The organism is Ensifer sp. D2-11 (genome assembly GCF_054161295.1).
On sequence record NZ_CP096433.1, the window covers coordinates 3,589,973 to 3,606,973 of the forward strand.

The 17,001-nt window shown below is 63.8% G+C and carries 12 protein-coding genes; 4 read left to right on the forward strand and 8 right to left on the reverse strand.

What is annotated here, in order from left to right; translation table 11 throughout:
- Position 1: 1 nt before the first annotated feature.
- Positions 2 to 925: an arginase gene (gene rocF / locus M1D34_RS17110; protein WP_003528561.1), complete on the reverse strand. Its 924-nt coding sequence runs from the start codon at positions 923 to 925 to the stop codon at positions 2 to 4.
- Positions 926 to 1,080: 155 nt separating this feature from the next.
- On the opposite strand from rocF, the gene M1D34_RS17115 reads away from it, so the two are divergent.
- Both M1D34_RS17115 and M1D34_RS17120 read left to right on the forward strand, forming a co-directional pair.
- On the forward strand, positions 1,081 to 1,515 hold the full coding sequence (locus tag M1D34_RS17115) for an Lrp/AsnC family transcriptional regulator (protein WP_003528562.1): 435 nt from the start codon (positions 1,081 to 1,083) through the stop codon (positions 1,513 to 1,515).
- A gap of 208 nt (positions 1,516 to 1,723) precedes the next feature.
- Complete coding sequence (locus M1D34_RS17120) at positions 1,724 to 2,203, forward strand: VOC family protein (protein ID WP_003528564.1); 480 nt, start codon at positions 1,724 to 1,726, stop codon at positions 2,201 to 2,203.
- Between the two features lie 41 nt (positions 2,204 to 2,244).
- Here M1D34_RS17120 and M1D34_RS17125 read toward each other — a convergent pair whose 3' ends face one another.
- From M1D34_RS17125 to M1D34_RS17150, 6 genes are all read right to left on the reverse strand, one after another.
- Positions 2,245 to 3,030, reverse strand: coding sequence for an APH(3') family aminoglycoside O-phosphotransferase (locus M1D34_RS17125; protein ID WP_003528565.1), 786 nt, complete (start codon positions 3,028 to 3,030; stop codon positions 2,245 to 2,247).
- A 118-nt stretch (positions 3,031 to 3,148) separates the two neighbouring features.
- Positions 3,149 to 4,095 (reverse strand): IS630-like element ISRm2011-2 family transposase gene (locus tag M1D34_RS17130; protein ID WP_011970797.1). Its coding sequence is split into 2 segments (ribosomal slippage): positions 3,149 to 3,756 and positions 3,756 to 4,095, totalling 948 coding nucleotides; the frame shifts between segments, so codons are not numbered across the junction.
- 113 nt (positions 4,096 to 4,208) lie between these two features.
- Complete coding sequence (locus M1D34_RS17135; protein WP_028011071.1) at positions 4,209 to 4,577, reverse strand: hypothetical protein; 369 nt, start codon at positions 4,575 to 4,577, stop codon at positions 4,209 to 4,211.
- Between the two features lie 142 nt (positions 4,578 to 4,719).
- Positions 4,720 to 10,329 (reverse strand): translocation/assembly module TamB domain-containing protein, encoded by a 5,610-nt coding sequence (locus tag M1D34_RS17140; RefSeq protein WP_498780048.1) that lies wholly within the window; start codon positions 10,327 to 10,329, stop codon positions 4,720 to 4,722.
- A 122-nt stretch (positions 10,330 to 10,451) separates the two neighbouring features.
- Positions 10,452 to 12,365 carry an autotransporter assembly complex protein TamA gene (locus M1D34_RS17145; protein ID WP_013844890.1) on the reverse strand — a complete coding sequence of 638 codons (1,914 nt, stop codon included), beginning with the start codon at positions 12,363 to 12,365 and terminating at the stop codon, positions 10,452 to 10,454.
- A gap of 280 nt (positions 12,366 to 12,645) precedes the next feature.
- Complete coding sequence (locus tag M1D34_RS17150) at positions 12,646 to 13,521, reverse strand: alpha/beta fold hydrolase (protein ID WP_498780050.1); 876 nt, start codon at positions 13,519 to 13,521, stop codon at positions 12,646 to 12,648.
- A gap of 207 nt (positions 13,522 to 13,728) precedes the next feature.
- On the opposite strand from M1D34_RS17150, the gene M1D34_RS17155 reads away from it, so the two are divergent.
- The gene (locus M1D34_RS17155) at positions 13,729 to 15,501 is read left to right on the forward strand and encodes an adenylate/guanylate cyclase domain-containing protein (protein WP_498780052.1); all 1,773 of its coding nucleotides are present in this window, start codon (positions 13,729 to 13,731) and stop codon (positions 15,499 to 15,501) included.
- A gap of 276 nt (positions 15,502 to 15,777) precedes the next feature.
- Here M1D34_RS17155 and M1D34_RS17160 read toward each other — a convergent pair whose 3' ends face one another.
- The gene (locus M1D34_RS17160; RefSeq protein WP_003528572.1) at positions 15,778 to 16,029 is read right to left on the reverse strand and encodes a YMGG-like glycine zipper-containing protein; all 252 of its coding nucleotides are present in this window, start codon (positions 16,027 to 16,029) and stop codon (positions 15,778 to 15,780) included.
- Between the two features lie 422 nt (positions 16,030 to 16,451).
- On the opposite strand from M1D34_RS17160, the gene M1D34_RS17165 reads away from it, so the two are divergent.
- On the forward strand, positions 16,452 to 16,940 hold the full coding sequence (locus M1D34_RS17165; RefSeq protein WP_498780054.1) for a (2Fe-2S)-binding protein: 489 nt from the start codon (positions 16,452 to 16,454) through the stop codon (positions 16,938 to 16,940).
- The last annotated feature ends 61 nt before the right edge of the window (positions 16,941 to 17,001 follow it).

Sequence of the window (17,001 nt, forward strand, 5' to 3'; positions counted from 1 at the left end):
TTCAGGCCGCGCGAGTCGGACGATCAAGGATACGGCGGCCGAAGAGGCTTGCCGTCAGTTCGACCAGAATGCGCGCGCTCTTGCCCCGGTCGTCGAGGAACGGGTTGAGCTCGACGACATCGAGGGAAGAGACGAGGCCGCTGTCGCACAGCACTTCCATGATGAGGTGCGCCTCGCGGAAGGTCGCGCCGCCCGGGACCGTCGTGCCCACGCCGGGGGCAAGTTCCGGATCCATGAAATCGACGTCGAGGCTCACATGCAGCAGGCCGTTGGCGGCGCGAACCTCGTCGACGATCTGACGGATGATGTGGGCCATGCCCATCTCGTCGATGGCCCGCATATCGAAGACATTGACGCCGTGCTCGGCGATTTCCTCGCGCTCACGCGCGTCGACCGAGCGGATTCCGACCTGATAGACCTTCTTCGGGTCGACCAGCGGCCGGTCCTTCGGGAGGATCGGGGCGAACTCCGCTTCGCCGCAGAAGAAGGCGACCGGCATGCCGTGCATGTTTCCGGAGGGCGAGGTCGCAGGCGAGTTGAAGTCGGCATGCGCGTCGAGCCAGAGGACGAAGAGGGGCCGGCCGACGTCCTGGGCGTGACGCGCCATGCCGGAGACGCTGCCCATCGACAGCGCGTGGTCGCCCCCGAGAATGATGGGGAAATGTCCCTTGCGCGCGGTATCGTGCACGGCTTCGTCGAGCGCGCGCGCGAAAGCTGCAACGGACTGCAGATTGTTGGCGCCGGGATGGTTGGCGAGATCGCGCGCGGGCAGCGGCCTCAGATCCCCCTCGTCATTGACCGTATGGCCGAGTTCGGCGAGGACCGTGTCTATGCCGGCGATCCTGAGCGCCGTCGGCCCCATGGCTGCGCCGCGGCGGCCCGAGCCTTCCTCGATGGGTGCGCCGATCAATGTGATGGTTTTCATGTCCGCCTCGTCCCTTCGCCCTGTTGCCGGGAAGTTCGGTTCCCGTGAAGTCCGGCGGATTATCGTCAAAAAGCGTGGCGGCAAAAAGATGGAAAACTGTCGATTGGGAAGATAAGATGCGCAAAGTGTAAAGTCTTTTTTGACGAAGTGATAAGATGGATGATCTCGATCAGGCGCTCATCAGCGCTCTCCGGCAAAACTCCCGCATGCCCGTCTCCACGCTTTCGGCAATGACCGGCGTCTCGCGTGCGACGGTCGCTGCGCGCATCGACCGCCTCGTCGCGAACGGGACGATTGCCGCTTTCACCATCCGCACCGGCGCGGAAATCCCCGCCTCCGGCGTCAGGGCCGTGGTGATGATCGAGGTTCACGGAAAGATGGCGGACCGCGTCGCCGAGCAATTGCGCGGTCTGCCGCAGGTGCGGGCGCTGCACAGCACGAACGGAAGGTGGGACTTCATTGCCGAGCTCGAGGACCGGGACCTTGCGAGCTTCGACGAGACCTTGCGGCGCATCCGTTTGATCGATGGTATCACCGTGACCGAAACGAACATTCTGCTGAAGACCAGCAAGTTGACCGGGTCTTCGTGAGGTGACCGCCCCTCGGTCCAGATCGGCAACTCACGGCTGCTTTTTGTTCTTGATTTGTTCTTATGTTCCGATAAGATGTTCCTCTCAGCAAACAAGAGAGGCATGAGCACGGGCGCGGTCTCCGCGGCATTCGGTCTCATTTTGAACGATGGCGTATTTGATCGCGGGTTCCACCCGCCCGACATCATTGCGATCCAGGGAGATTGCCATGGCTAGTTATTCCGGCGGCCCGTCGGTACGGCAGATCTGCATAAAGCTCTTCGTCAGGCATGGTGACGAGGAGCGGGCGATTGCGTTCTACCGCGATGTCTTCGGCGCCGAGCTGCTGCAGCGGCACGAGTGGAGCGGCATTCTGACGAGTGCCGATCTGTGCATCGGCGACTCGGTCTTCCGGGTGGCCGGCGCCAATCCGCGCCGGGACGCCGAACCGAGGCTCGGCGGGCCGCGATCGCCGCACGCGCTCGGAACGACCGCGGCAATCCTCGAGCTGCACGTCGATGATGTGGACCGCGTGCTCGAAAGGGCGATGGGCGCCGGCGCCAGTCTGCGCAATGTCGCCGAAACGCTGCCGACCGGCGACCGGGTCGGCGCCCTCATCGACCCGTTCGGTCATATCTGGGCGCTGTTCACGGCGACGAACGAGAGCGAGGCGCTGGATGCATTCGGCGTCGACCGCAACGCGGCGTGAGGGGGACCCCTTCACTCCTGCCCCGAGCTCGCCTGTTCGCTTCAGAAAAATTCGTCCAGCAGCCGGTAAAAGGCGAGCTTTTCAGGGTCTGGCGCGGCCAGCCCATAACGATCCAGAAACGGGGCGACCCATTCCTCTCCCAGGTTGTGGGTGATGCTCCAGCAGACGAGTGCCAAATCCTGGTAGATGTCGGCGACGCCCAGACGGCCACAGTCGATGAAGCCGGAGAATTGATTTCCGGCTGCGATGAAGTTGGGGAGGCAGGCGTCGCCATGGGTGACTACCAATTGCTCCTCTTTCGGTCTGCGCGCGAGAAGCTCATCGAAGAGTTCTCTCGTTTGCCTGCCTTGCCGCTCCTCGTCGAAATCGCTCTCGTCAACAAGGCCGGCCTCCATCCGCGCTTCTGCCGCAGCAATGCTGTCGGTCAGCCGTCGGTCGAACGGGCAAGCCGCCGGATCGAGCCGGTGCAGCCGGCGAAGGGCTTCCGCGAGAATGGCGATGCGTTCGGCGTGCGGCAGCCGGCAGGAGGCAAGGTCCATGCCCTCGGCGGCCTCCAGCAACAGCCAGGTCTCTCCTGCATGATCGTCATGGCCGAGAACTCGCGGGCACGGCATATCCTGGGCTGCGAGCCAGTGCAGGCGCGCCGCCTCGCCGGTCAACTCGGCGAACGGCCCTGACGGTTCATGCTTCAGGATAAGGAAAGGGCGGCTCTGCGCCTTGAGGAGAAAGATGGTGGATGCCGACTGGCCCAGTGCGTCCCTCTCGAAGCCGTAGCCCGAAAGCAGGCCGCGGAAGGCGGGTGGCAGGTCCAATTCTCTCACGTCCATGAGCGGCCTCTATGATGGGTACTTTAAAGAATCTGGACCATTTCACGGAGACGGCGAAATGATCCAGCCTCGAGACTACGCAATTCCGGGACGGAAAACCCGCTAGAGCGGTATGTATTTAAGCCCGTTCATATCCCGCCTCTTTGAAGTAGGCTGCGCATTCCTGTGGGGTGACGGCTTGGAGAATGTGGCGCAGTTCGTCATGGATTGCATCGCGTGATCTGGCCTGTGCCTCACGCAACCAGTGCTTGATTTTGGCGAAGAGCTTTTCGATCGGATTGAGATCGGGGGAATATTTCGGCAGAAAGAACAGGCGGGCGCCGGCCTTACGGATGGCGGCGCGGATCTCCTGACCCTTATGGGAGCCGAGATTGTCCAGGATGACGATGTCGCCGGCTTTGAGTTCCGGCACCAGAACTTGCTGGACATAGATGCGGAAGCGTTCGCCATTGATCGGGCCATCGAGGATAAAGGGAGCGCTGACGCGGTCGGCCCTGAGTGCGGCGACAAAGGTCATGGTGTTCCAATGGCCGAAGGGGGCGTAGCCCACCAGTCGTTCGCCGCGAGGCGCCCAGCCCCGCAGCGGCGCCATGTTCGTCTTCGTCCAGGTCTCATCGATGAAAACGAGGCGGGCGGGATCAATTCCGGGGCAGTGCTTCAGCCATCGTGCCCGGTGGCGGGCGACGTCGGGCCGCTCCCGTTCGCTGGCGACCAGCGTCTTTTTTTATAACTCAACCCCTCTTCGTGCACGAAGGTCCAGACGGCGCGATAATCCACCTTCAGGCCGCGCTCGCTCAACTCGGCGACAAGTCCGTGCAGCGTGAAGTCGCGCTCGCGGCAGCGGCAAAGCAGCCAAGCCCGGTGCGGACCGGAAAGCTTGCGGGGCTTGTGCCCACCCATCTGGCCGGGTGCGGCGCTGCCCGTCTCGCGAAACCGCCGCACCCAATCGATCGCGGTGCTGATGCCGATGCCGAAGCGCTTGGCCGCTGCCCGGCACGATAGGCCCTCGCCCGTCACCGCATCGACAACGCGTTCCCGAAGATCATTCGAAAAAGGTCTCGCCATAAAGGCCGGCCTCCTTCACCGGCCTGAATGGTGAATCTGATTTGCGCAGAAAAAGGAATCCCCTTTCCGATTCCGCCTAAATGCATCCCGCTCTAGGCACTTTTATGGGATTGCTAGAAGCGCGTGAAGCCCGCAAGTGGGTTCATGATCTGTCCGCGGCCGTCGCTGAGGAACTGGGACAGGCCGGCTGCGACCTCGTCGCTCGGATTGCCGTAAACCTCGAACTTCTCGACGCTGCAATGTTTCGATACCGCCCGGATGTGGGGGTCCGATATTTCCCAATGGCGCAGAACGTCTTCGCAATTCCGGTAGAGCTGAAAACTGACCGCACGCATCTCCTGCTCGTCGATGAAAGTCCGGACCATGATTTGAGGCCCGTTTCGCTCGACGAATTCGATCGCCTGCCTCACCGCTTCGCGAAAGGGTTCCAAGCTGCCTTGGTTGATCTTCATCACGTTCCGGAAGAGTATCTGCTCGGTCATGTCGTACCTCCGTGTCCGTTACACGGAGTGATTTCTGCGACCTCAACCGTGCTTGAGGTCAAGACTCCTGGTCAAAAATAATGGAACGGCCGAGACGATGAACCGCTCGCCGAGATCGGCGGGCGGGCGGCATCGTCAGGGATCAATATTCCCTCTCGAAGAAGATGCCTCCGGCGGCCGAACCGTCGCCGGCCGCTTCGCCCTTCAGCTTGACGCCGCGGCCGATGTCGAGGTTGATGACCGCCTTGCTGGAAGCGGAGTCCGAGCCCTGTTGCAGTTCGAGATAGGTGCGGTCGTTGAGATATTTGCCGGCGCGGACCTGGGCGCCGCCGCTCTCGTCGGTCGTGATGTCGAGATCGTCGACGCCGAGCTTGTTGCGCAGGCCGTCGAGGAGCGAGGTCGACCCGCCGCCGGCAAGCTGGCCCACGGCCGAGGCGAGCTGGGCGATCTGGAAGGCGGAAAGATTGTTCAGCGACCGGTTGAAGATGAGCTGCGCCAGGATCTCGTCCTGCGGCAGGGCCGGCGACGAGGAGAAGGTCACCGCCGGGTTGTTGGCCGGGCCGGCGACGTTGACGGTGATCGTCGTCGAACCGGCGCTCGAGGTCGCGTCGAGATCGAGCGTCGGAATGAGGTCGCCGCCGAAACCGATATGACCGTCGGTGAAGGTCAGCCGCTTGCCGAGGATCTCCAGGCGCCCGCGGCGCATGTCGAACCCACCGGAAACGATCGGCTGGACGGCGGTGCCGCGGATGGTCAGATCGCCGCCGAGTTCGGCATCGATTCCGCGTCCGCGCACGAAGAACTGGCCCGGTGAACTGACGGCGAGATCGAAGGCGATCGCGCCGCTTGCCTCGGTACCGGCGGACGTATCCCGGCGCAGGTCCCTGGTCATCTGCCGCACCCGGGGCGGGGCGTTGCGGTGTTTGATGTCGATCTGCGAGAGCGAAGCCGGCAGCCTCTCCGGTATGGTGATCGCGGCCCTGCGGATCGTCAGCCTTCCGCCAAGCACGGGAGTCGAGACGAGGGGGCCGTTGAGCGTAAGGTCGCCTGCAAGGTTGGCGGTGAACAGCGTGCCGTCGACATAGGTCGCATTGTTGAGCCGGATTCTGAGATTCGCCGGGAAACCGGAGCCGGGGACGATGCCCACGGTTCCGCTCGCCTCGATCGATCCGCCGCTGGCGAGATTGGCCGAGAGGCGAGAGATCGTCGCCTGCCTGCCGTCGAGTGCGACATTGGCGGTGAGGTCGTTGAGGGCGAGATTGCGGCGAACGTCCACGAGCCGGGCTCCGGCGGTCGAGATCGTGCCGGCAATCTGCGGCGCCTTTGCCGGGCCGGAGAGCGAAAGGTCGACCTTGGCCGATCCGGTCAGGGTGAAGCCCTGTTCCGCCATGATACTGGCGAGCAGCGCGAAGGGTACGTCGCCGGCGAATTTCATCGAGATCGGCATGTTGCCGCCAAGCTCGACATTGCCGCCACCCCGGAAAGAAAGGTTTCCCGGCCCGGAGACCGTGGCATCGACGGTCACCCGGTTGTCGGCGAAGCGCCCCTTTGCAGCAATCTCCAGCGACGATACGCCGGCGCCGCGCGCTGCTGCGACCGAGGCGCCGCTCCATCTGAGGTCGTAGACGACCACCGGAGCCGCTGCCGTTCCGTCCACGTCCACCGTCCCGGCGATCGTGCCTTCCGCCCCGAGCGTCGGGGCGAAGGTGTTGATCAGTGCGGCAGGCAGCGCATTGAGTCTTGCCGAAATGTCGAGCGTCGGTCCGGCAGAGCCGGCGACCGTGATGGTGCCCTTGGAAGCCTGGATCGTCAGGGCATCGAGGAGCACCGTGCCGTTCTCGATCGCGACGACGGTCGGGCGTGCAAGCTTCAGCGGTATCCGCTTGGGCGTTGCCGCGAAAGAGGCGAGGCGGACTTCGGTGCGGCCGCCGCTTGCGACCATGTCGCCTTTTGCCGAAAGCGGACCGCCGTCATATCTGCCATCGACGGTAAAGCCGGTCCTGCCGCCCTGCTGATCGAAGGTGAGATTGAGGCCGGTGACACGGTTTTGACCCTGAGCGACGTTTTCCGCCCTGACGCTTCCCCTGACCGCGAGTGCCGCCACATCGGCGATGCTGATATCGGCGACCGGCTTTGCGATCGTCAGATCGCCGCGCTTGATGCCGCTGCCGTTCGCTTTCAGCGAAAGGGAGGTCACACCGTTTGCCGTTCTGATCGCTGCCGAACCGGAGAGGTCTCCCGAGACCTTCTCGCCGGCCATGGCGGCAAGAAGGCCGAGATCGGGGAGATTGAAGTCGACCGTGCCCTCGGGCTTGAAGTCTGCCGTCAGGTCGATCGCACCGGTCAATCTGTTGTCGCCGACCTTCGCCTCGAGGGTCGGGATCGAGGTGCGGCCGTCCTTCGAGACCACCTCGGCCTTCACGTCGATCGCCTGGCCGTCCAGAGCCCCCGTCGCCGTCAGCTTCGCCTGCGGACTGCCGGGTTTCGCCGTTGCATCGGCGGTGATCACGAAATCCGAAAGCGTGCGTCCCGCAAGGACCGCGCCGCTGGAGGTCACTTCCGCCTTGACGCCAAGCGCGTCGAGCGGCCCGGACAGGTCGGCGCTGAAGGCGGCCTTGCCTTCGGCTTCAGCGAGCAGCTTGCCGAGATCCGGCAATGCGCCCGCTATCTCGGCCGTCAGCGCGCCCTCGGCAAGTGCGGCCGAACCGGTGGCGTTGACGGTACCGGATTTGACTTCGAGCGCGCTCAGTTCGACGGTGCCGCCGGCGCCTGTCTCGACCTTGCCGGAGACGGTGATCGGCGCATCGAATTTTGCGCCGATGCCGGGCGGCAGCACGGCGGGTTCGGCAACGAACTGGAAATTCGCCTCGGCCGTGTTGTCGGCGCGGTCGAGACTGGCCGTCACGTCCCCGCGAAAGCCCGCGCGTTCGATGGCCAAGGGGTCGAGGCGGATGCTGTCCTCAGCGACGGTCACGGTTCCCTTTGCCGACAGGTCCTCTGCCGTTATGCCGGCCGACCGCACGGAGGCGATCGAGGCGCCGCTCCAGGTGAGATCGTAGCGGACGACGGGTGCCGCACCATTCCCGGCAATGTCCACCTTGCCTGTAATCTTGCCCTCGGCCCCGAGCGTCGGCGCGACGGTATGGATCAAGGTGGCGGGCAGGTCGCTGATATCCGCCGAAATATCGAGGGTCTCGCCTGCCGTACCGGTGACGGCGACCGTGCCCGTCGATGCCTGGATCGTCAGCCCATCGATATGCACGACGCCGTTTTCGATGGCGATGACGCTCGGCCGGGCAAGCTGCAGGGGGATGCGCCTGGCTGTCGCCGAGGCCGATGCAAGGCTCATCTCGGTCCGGCCGTCGCGGCTCGCGAGATCGCCGGTCGCCGCAAGCGGAGCGCCTTCAAATTCGGCACCGACCGAGAAACCCGTTCTTTCCGCCTCTTGCTCGAAGGCGATATCGATGTCCGTCAGGCGGTTTTCGCCTTGAACGACGCTTTCGGCCCGGACACCGCCCTTGATCGCCAGCCGGGCAAGATCGGCGACGGTAACGTCGACCACGGGCTTGGCAACGGTCAATGCGTCACGCCTGATGCTTTCGCCGCGGGCCGTCAGCGCGAGCGACGTGACGCCGTCGGCGGTCCGGATCGTCGCGGAGCCGGCAAGATCGCCGGATGCCTGCTGCCCGGCCATGGCGGCAAGGAGGCCGAGATCGGGCAGGTTGAAGTCGATCGTCCCGTTCGGCTTGAAGTCGGCTGTAAGCTCCATCGCACCGGTGAGGCGGTTGTCGCCGATCTTTGCCTCGAGGGTGGGGATCGAGGTGCGGCCGTCCCGGGTGACGACGTCGGCGCGGACGTCGATCGCCTGACCGTCGAGGGTGCCGGTTGCCGTCAGTTTCGCTTCGGGGCTCCCCGGCGTCACGGTGGCATCGGCATTGACGACGAGATCGTCCAGTGTGCGACCGGCGAGCGTCGCTCCGCTTGAGGTTATCTCTGCTTCGATGCCGAGCTTGTTCAGTGGGCCGGAGGCGACCGCGCGGAAGGCGGCCGAGCCCTCCGCATCGGCGAGCAGCCGTCCGAGTTCGGGCAGCGTTCCCTGGATGTCCGCACTCAAAGTGCTTCCGGCAAGCGCAACCGAGCCGGAGGCGTCGACCGCACCGGACTTAATGTCGAGTTCGCTCAGCCGGACGCTGCCGTCCTGTTCCACGACTGCGTTGCCCGCAAGGGCGATGGTTCTGTCGAACTTGTCGGCGAGCCCCGGCGGCAGGACCTCTCGCACGGCAAAGACCTTGAATGCCGCCTCGAGCGTCGTTTCGATGCGATCGAAGCTGCCGGTGACCGTGCCGCCGATGCTTGCGCTTTCGATCTCCAGCGGGTCGAAACGGATGTCTTCCGGGGTGACGGCGATGGTGCCGTCGAGCTTAAGGGGCGCCTGCACCGCCCGATCGAGCTCGGCATTTGCAAAGCGGCTCTCGCCGACTTCGACGGTCGTCTTCAGGGGACCCGACCGGCTCTCCAGGTTGAACGCGTCGCTCCGTGCCGACAGCCGGATGCCGCCGAGCCGTCCCTGCGGCAGGTTCACGGACGGGACATTGGCGGCGATATCGAGGATTGCCGACTGCCCGTCGCCGATCAGCGACAGGTTTGCGGTGTCGACAAGCGCCTGCAACTCGCCGTCTTTCAGCGGCCAGCGGAAATCGAAAGGCCCGCTCGTACCGGCGAGCCTTGCCTGGAGGTTGTTCTCGCCGCGGCTGTCGACCGTGCCGGAGACATCGAGCGTCATGGCGCCGGTCGAAACCTTGCCTGCATCGATCCGGACCTTGCTCGTGCCGTCGAAGGCGGCCGTCAGGTCGATCCTGCTCTCCCCTTCGAAGAGAGGCCTGAAGGCCGGTGGCATCAGCGTGGCGAAAGCGCCGCCGCCGGATACGGTAAGCATGTGCATTCCCTCGGCCGCGAGCACGTGCTGGCCGTCGAGCCGAAGGATCTCGCTTCCATCGAGCGTAACCGTACCCGAGCCCGCCCAGTCGGAAAGCGGTCCCTGTCCGGTCACGGTCATGTTGACGGCAGGTTCTCCCGGCAGGCGGAGCAGTCTCGCCAGAAGGCCGCCCTTCGGCTCCGCGAGCTCGGCTTCAAGCTTCAGCTGGTTGCCGGCCGGGTTGAAGACGAGATCGGCGGTCGCGCGCGCATCCGGGCGGTCCCGTTCGGCGGCATCGAGCACGAGAGCGATGCTGGAATTCGTCGCGTCGACCTTGCCTCTGGCAGTCAGGAAATGATCCTCGCCGGCAATCTGTTTGCCGAGCACGATTTCCTTGAGATCGAAGGCATCGATCTTCACGTCAACCGGAAGGGCAAACGTCGAGCGCACTTCCCGGGTTTCGGTCGAGGGGACCGGCAGCCGCTCGACGCGGACCGAGCCGGCCGAAATCCTGCTCGAGTCGAAGCGAAGCGAGAATAGTTCGGCGGGCGACCAGTCGACCGAAAGGTCGCGGACCTCGGCATAAATGCCTTCGCCATCGAAGAGCGTAATCGTGCCGGCCGTGAAGTCGCCGGTCAGAAGCGCGCCCGGGTCGGCGATGCGTACGATCTGGTCGGGGGTCGCCGCATATTTCTCGATCGCCCAGGCGACAACGCGGGCGCCGGGCACCGTGAAGCCCAGAAAGCCGACGAGCAGGAGGAGCACGACCACGAGAGTGCCGAGAGCGGCGAAGAAGTACCGCAGCGCAGATCGAAGGAAAAGGGTGACCTGATTCATGTCCTATCCATAGTCCATGTTGCGCCGCTCTGGAATCGGTAGAGTGCCGGCACATTGCCCGGCAGGCGGGACTTCGCTCATCTTACCACGGTGAAGCGCACATGCAGCAAATAGTCCGGGCATCAGAAGGACTGGCCGATACCGGCATAGATTCCGTAATCGGTGCCCCCCGGATACTTGTTGAGCGGCACGGCGAAGTCGAGCCGGATCGGCCCGAAGGGCGTCGCATAGCGCAGACCGATGCCCGCGCCGGCCCGGATGTCGGAGAAATCGGGCGCTGTGCTATCCGAAACCGTACCGGCATCGATGAAGGGCACGACGCCGATCGTATCGGTGACGGCGATGCGGGCTTCGAGGGAGCCGCTCACATAGGAGCGGCCGCCGGTCAGTTCGTCATCGGCGTCGCGGGGGCTGATCTCCTGGTAGGAATAGCCGCGCACCGACCCGCCGCCGCCGAGGAAGAACCGCCGGGTCGCTGGAATATCGGAGAGTTCGTCGCCACCGACGAGCACGCCCGCGCCGAGCTTGCCGGCCAGCACGAAGCGCTTTTCGGTCCCAAACGCGTAGTAGCCGGACGCGGAAGCTTCGAAGGAGCTGAAAAAGGTCTTTCCCTCGATCTCGTAGCTCGGCTTGGCATTGATCAGCGCCCTGTAGCCCTCCGTCGGGTTCAGCTTGTCATCGCGTGCGTCGCGGACATATTCGAACGGGAGGGCGGCGGTGATATAGGAATTCGAGCCGAAAGCGTCGTCGACATCCGCCCAGCCCACTTCCGCGCCGACGGAGAACGTGTCTTCGGGCGAAAGCTCGAAGGCGGCGCCGGCCGCGGCGGTAACCGTTTTGGCACTATAGGCATCCGGATCGACGATCGCCGCCTTGACGCTTGCGGTAAAGGTCGAGGCCGGTCCGAAGGCGCCGGGTTTCGCGAAGAGAATGCCGGCCGAATAATCGAGGCCGGCGACATCGGTGGTCTCGCCGAGGCGATCGACCGAGCCTTCGATCCGAAGCGATTCGGCACGTCCGAAGAGATTGCGATGGCCCCAATAGCCCTGGAGGCCAAGGCCGTCCGTGGTCGAGACCTGTCCGCCGAAACCGAAATAGCGGTGCTTGCCTTCCGATACCTGGATGTTCATCGGGATCGTGCCGTCGGGCGCGAGCCCGTCGGCTTCGTTGATGGTGACGCTGGAAAAGACATTCAACTGCCGCAGCCGCTCGGCGGCCTTGCGAATATTCTCCGGCGAATATGGACGGCCGTGGTTCAGGCGGGAATAATCCTTGACGAAATCCGGATCGACCGTTCTGGCGCCGCTGACGGTCAGGTTGCCGACGGGCGCGACCGGCCCGCCATCGGCGCGGATCGTCACGTCGACCGTGGAAGTCGCGTGATCCGCAACGACGCTGCGCTCGGCGAGCTTGGCCAGGGGCCTGCTCTGTTCCTTGAGATCGTTCACGATCTGCTCGCCCGCCTTGATGATCAAGGTCGAGTCGGCGCGGGCGCCGCGCTTAAGGTCGTAGGCGGCGGGATCGAGCCGCGCCGCGTCTCCCTCGAGCCTGACCGTGCCCAGCGTGAATGCCGGCCCGGGAGCAACGCGAACCACGACCGGCACGGGCTGGCCGTCGGGGAAAGCCGGGTCCGGGGGTAGGCTGTCAATGTCCTGGCCGTTGACCAGGATGCTGACCGTGCCGCCGTAACGCGCCTTTTCGTAGAGGACGGCGAGGAGCCGATCGCGGTCGTCGCGCGCCTTGATCGCCAGGCCAAGATCGCCCGAGACCGGTTCTTCCTGATCCTGAACGAGTTGCGAGCCGTTTTCCAGCGCCTCCCGGAGCTCCTCGTCATCCGTTCCCGGCTCGAAAGTCAGCGTATAGCGAACCGGGTCTATGACCTGCACTTCTTCTTCCGCGCTTTCGAAGAAGCGCATTCCGAAGATCTTGAACGCGTGGGCCTGCTCGACGGAAACCGGGCCGAGCACGGCCGAGGCCACGATTGTGAGCGCGGTCGCTGTCTTCCAGTGCGCAATACTCGATCGTGGTGGAGACATTCCTCTCCGCATCCCGTTTCAGGCGACTCTGTACCAACTGCCTGCATACGCGGCGTCGGCCACCGTAGCAGGACATAGTTTTCCATCTGTTAACGATGACCGCCCGCCGCATCCACCCCGAAGCGGCGATTCGAAGACGATTTTTTGGCAGAAAGGACTCCGCCTGTGGTGCTTCAGGCACAACGTATATGCGTTCACTTATACGGCGTAAGCGGCTTCTGCCACAAAGCAGGCCCGCATCGACGGTGAGCTTAAGTAGCGACCGCTGGAAGCGATGGTCTCATTTCGCCGACGCGCGCGAGAGGAAATTTCGGCAGAGGGAGACAACCTCGGACAGGTTGGTCTCCAGCAACCAATGGCCTCCATCGATGAGATGCAGTTCGGCATCCGGCAGGTCGCGGAGATAGGCTCGGGCGGAGCCTTCGGGCATGTAGCCGTCCTGCGGACCCCAGACAATCAGCGCCGGCGGCCGATGTTCGCGCAGGTAACTCTGGTAGCGATCGAACCAGGCGAGATTCTCCCGCAGCCCCGCGATCACGTCTATGGCGATCTCACGCCGCTTGGCCGTTGTCAGCGACCAATGGAGCTTCCAGAGGTCGGGAGAAATCCGCTCGGCAAGCTCGGGCCGGACGTCGTTGAGGAACTCGTCGCGGTATCCTTCCTCGCTTACGGCTTCGCCGAGTTTGGTCCGGCCCTCCGGCGTGGGATTGCGGAAATACTCCTGCAACGGCGCGTACTTCGGCCCGAGCTCATCCTCGTAGATGTCGCCATTTTGGATGATCAGTGCGGAAATCCGCTCCGGCCGGCGAATGGCCAGCCGAAGGCCGATCTGAGAGCCGAAGTCATGTAGATAAAGTGCGAAACGATCCAGGCCCAGGCGCCGGACGAAGGCCTCCAGAAAATCTGCGAAGCCATCGAAGCCATAGGCGAAGTCGTCCGGCGTGTCGCTGTATCCGGATCCAGGGAAATCCGGAGCGATAAGCCTCCACCGGTCGGCCAGCAGCGGCATGAAATTGCGAAACTCGTAGGACGAGCACGGGTAGCCGTGGGGAAGGAGCACGACCGGCGCGTCCGGCGGTCCGGCTTCCCGATAGAAGACCCGGATGCCGTCCAGATCGAGGAAGCGGTGTTTCACGGAATCGGGCGAATTGGTCATAGGAGCACCTCGCATGCGCTGACCAGTGCCGAACAATGAGCGCATGCGATGGTTCCATGCCTGTCGGCTGGCCGCTCGGCAGCTTCTTTTCAAGTTGATGCTAATTTAGATAGGCGATCACTTCGGGGTGCGATAGAGTCGCCCTGGACCGCTTGAACCCGGGAGTCCGGAAGAAGGTGCTCCCGCCAAACGTTTGTTGGCAAACCGATGGAACAGAGACTAGCCGCAGTGCTGGCAGCCGATATGGCAGGCTATAGCCGCCTGATGGAGGCCGATGAAGCGGGCACGATCGCCCGCCTCAGGACTCACCGGATAGAACTGATCGATCCGGCAATAGCAAAGAACAAGGGCCACCTCATCAAGACCACGGGCGACGGCATGCTGGTCGAATTCCAGAGCGTGACCGACGCGGTAAAATGCGCCGTCGAAATCCAGAGCCGCATGAAGCGGCGCAATGCCGACGTGGCGCAGGACCGGCGGATCGAATTCAGGATCGGCATCAATCTCGGCGACATCATCTTCGAAGAGGACGACATCTTCGGCGACGGCGTGAATATCGCCGCCCGTATCGAGCAACTGGCCGATGTGGGCGGCATCTGCGTGACGGCTGCGGTGGCGACGCAAGTCGCCGACCGGATCGATGTCCCCATCGAGGATCTGGGCGAGAAGATGCTGAAGAACATCAGCCGCCCGATCCATCTCTTCCGAGTCGGGATCGAGGGGGCTGTCCTGCCGCCCTTCCCGGAGGCCACGGATGCGCCGCGCGCCATTTCCAAACCCTCGATAGTGGTGCTGCCGTTCGACAATATGAGCGGCGATCCCGACCAGGAGTTTTTCGCAGACGGCCTGACGGAGGACATCATCACCGAGCTGTCCCGCCGGCACGAGCTGTTCGTGATCTCGCGCAACTCCAGCTTCGTCTATAAGAACCAGCCGGTAAACGTGCGTGAGGTGGCCGAGAAGCTCGGAGCGCAATACCTGGTGGAGGGCAGCGTCCGCAAGATCGGCGACCGCGTGCGCGTGACGGTCCAGCTCATCGATGCGGTCAACGACGCTCATATCTGGGCCGACAGATACGACCGGAGACTGGACGACATCTTCGCCATCCAGGACGAGGTGACGGCGGCGATAGCGGCAACGCTCCCGGGGCGCGTCGAGGCCGCGCAGCGGGACCTGCTCGCCCGGACGAAGCCGGCGAATATGGCCGCATACGAATGCGCCCTTGCCGCCAAGGTGCTGCATCACCGGAGCACGGTCGCGGATAACGAGCAGGCCCAGGCCCTCATCGACAGGGCGGTCGCGCTCGATCCCGGCTATGCGCATGCCCATGCCTGGCGGGCCTGCATCCTCGGGCAAGCCTGGGTCCACGGCTGGTGCGAAGACAAGGATGCGGTCTGGGCCGAGATCGTTGCCGAGCTTGACCGGGCGCTGGCGCTCGACGACAACGACGCCGACGTCCATCGCATCCTCGCCGCGGTGAACGTAAACAACAATGCGCTGACGACGGCGCGCTACCACCAGGAGCGTGCCCTTTCCCTCAATCCCAATTACGACCTGGTGGTGGTCCAGCAGGGCGAATTGCTGACCTGGCTGGGGCGACCGGAAGAGGGGGTGGAGTGGATCCGCAAGGCCATGCAGCTCAACCCCCATCATCCGGAACGCTTCTGGAGCCATCTCGGCAAGGCCCGTTTCGCCGCCCGGCAGTATGGAGAGGCGATCGAGGCCTTCATGCATCTCTCGGTGCTGGACCACGTCCAGCATGCATTCGTCGCGGCCTGCTACGGCTGGCTCGGGGATGACATTGCGGCTCATGCGCATATGGAGAAGGTCCGGACGCTGGCCCCGGATTTCGACCTCGACGCCTTTCTCGCTACGCAGCATTACGTCCAGGAATCGGACCTGCAACACCTCAGCGAAGGGCTTGTCAAAGCGGGAGCGAAGGGCGGATCGGCGGCGGCGAACGGAATTGCAGCGCAATAGCGGCCCTTCGGGACATTCTGACGGACATGAAGGCCCCGGATCGTTCCGGAGCCCGTCTTAGACTAAGGCCTGTTGAGATTCGGGATACCCGCCGCGGCTCGTTTGATCCCTCATCCTTGTGCTTGTCACAGAGATCCAGCCAGACCAAGTCCTTGGGCTGAAAGAACTCTTCCCGCACCGCAGACGCGGCGCTGCCCTCATCTCTGCGACAAGCGCAGAGATGAGGGTTTTGTCCTTTGACCGGCTACGATCAAAGGACAGATGCAGTAGCTGCAATCAGCAGCGGTCGATGTAGCGGCGGCCGTAGCGGTCGCGGTAGTAGCACTGGCCCGGCTGGTCGGTGACGTGGCCGATCACGGCGCCGGATACGCCGCCGATCGCCGCGCCGACTGCCGCGCCGCGGACGTCACCGGTGACCGCGCCCCCGATGATTGCCCCCGATACGGCGCCGATGCCGGCACCCTTTTCGGTTTGCGTGCAGCTCGCGACCGACAGGGCGACCAACACAAGCGCGATGGCTTTCTTCATGATGTCCTCTCCGATTTCGACGGATTCAGCGTGCCGCCTCGTCCGCCCCATAGTGATGGGAGGGTGCGAACCGCGGCCCTCCACTTGAACTTGCATTCGGAACATAACCCGCCGCCGAGGAAAATGCACGGATACGGCGAGATCGTTCTTATGCAACATAAAGCGATCTTTCCTGAACGGAACATGAAGGCGCTGTTTCCGGCGTTACATACGCGCTCGCATTTTTTTGCCCCTTGTGGCGCGAAACGGTTGCGGCAGCCCGAAAAAAAGACAAATGTTACAACGTCGCCATGCGGGCTCGGGAGGAGCGGACCGCTGGCGGAAGGGCAATCGATATCGGTCGGCGCGTACTTCGAGTCGCGTGAACGCATCTCACCCGATTTGAAGCCGCGCTCGACTCTGGACCGACCCGGAGGAGCGAAATGGCGAAAATAACGATGACGGTCAACGGCCGCCAGGTAAGTAGTACCTGCGACGACCGAACGCTGCTGGTGCACTTTATCCGCGAAAATCTCGGCCTGACCGGGACGCATGTCGGCTGCGACACGACGCAGTGCGGCGCATGCGTCGTTCACATGGACGGGCAATCGGTGAAAAGCTGTTCCATCCTTGCCGCCCAGGCGGCCGGCTCGGCGATCACGACGATCGAGGGCTTGGCGTCCAACGGCGAGCTTCACCCGGTCCAGGCGGCTTTCAAGACGTATCACGGACTGCAATGCGGCTTCTGCACGCCGGGAATGGTCATGACCGCCGTCGACATGATCCGGCGACATGGCGGCAATCTTGACGAGGCGACGGTACGGGCCGAGTTGGAAGGCAACATCTGTCGCTGCACCGGCTATCACAACATCGTCCAGGCGATCCTCGCCGCCGCGGCCGAGACGGGCGGCGTTCGCCAGGCGGCAGAATGAGGAAACCCAAAGGGAGCGCGATGCTGACGGAGCATCGCACGCGATTTTCGTCATTCCGCTC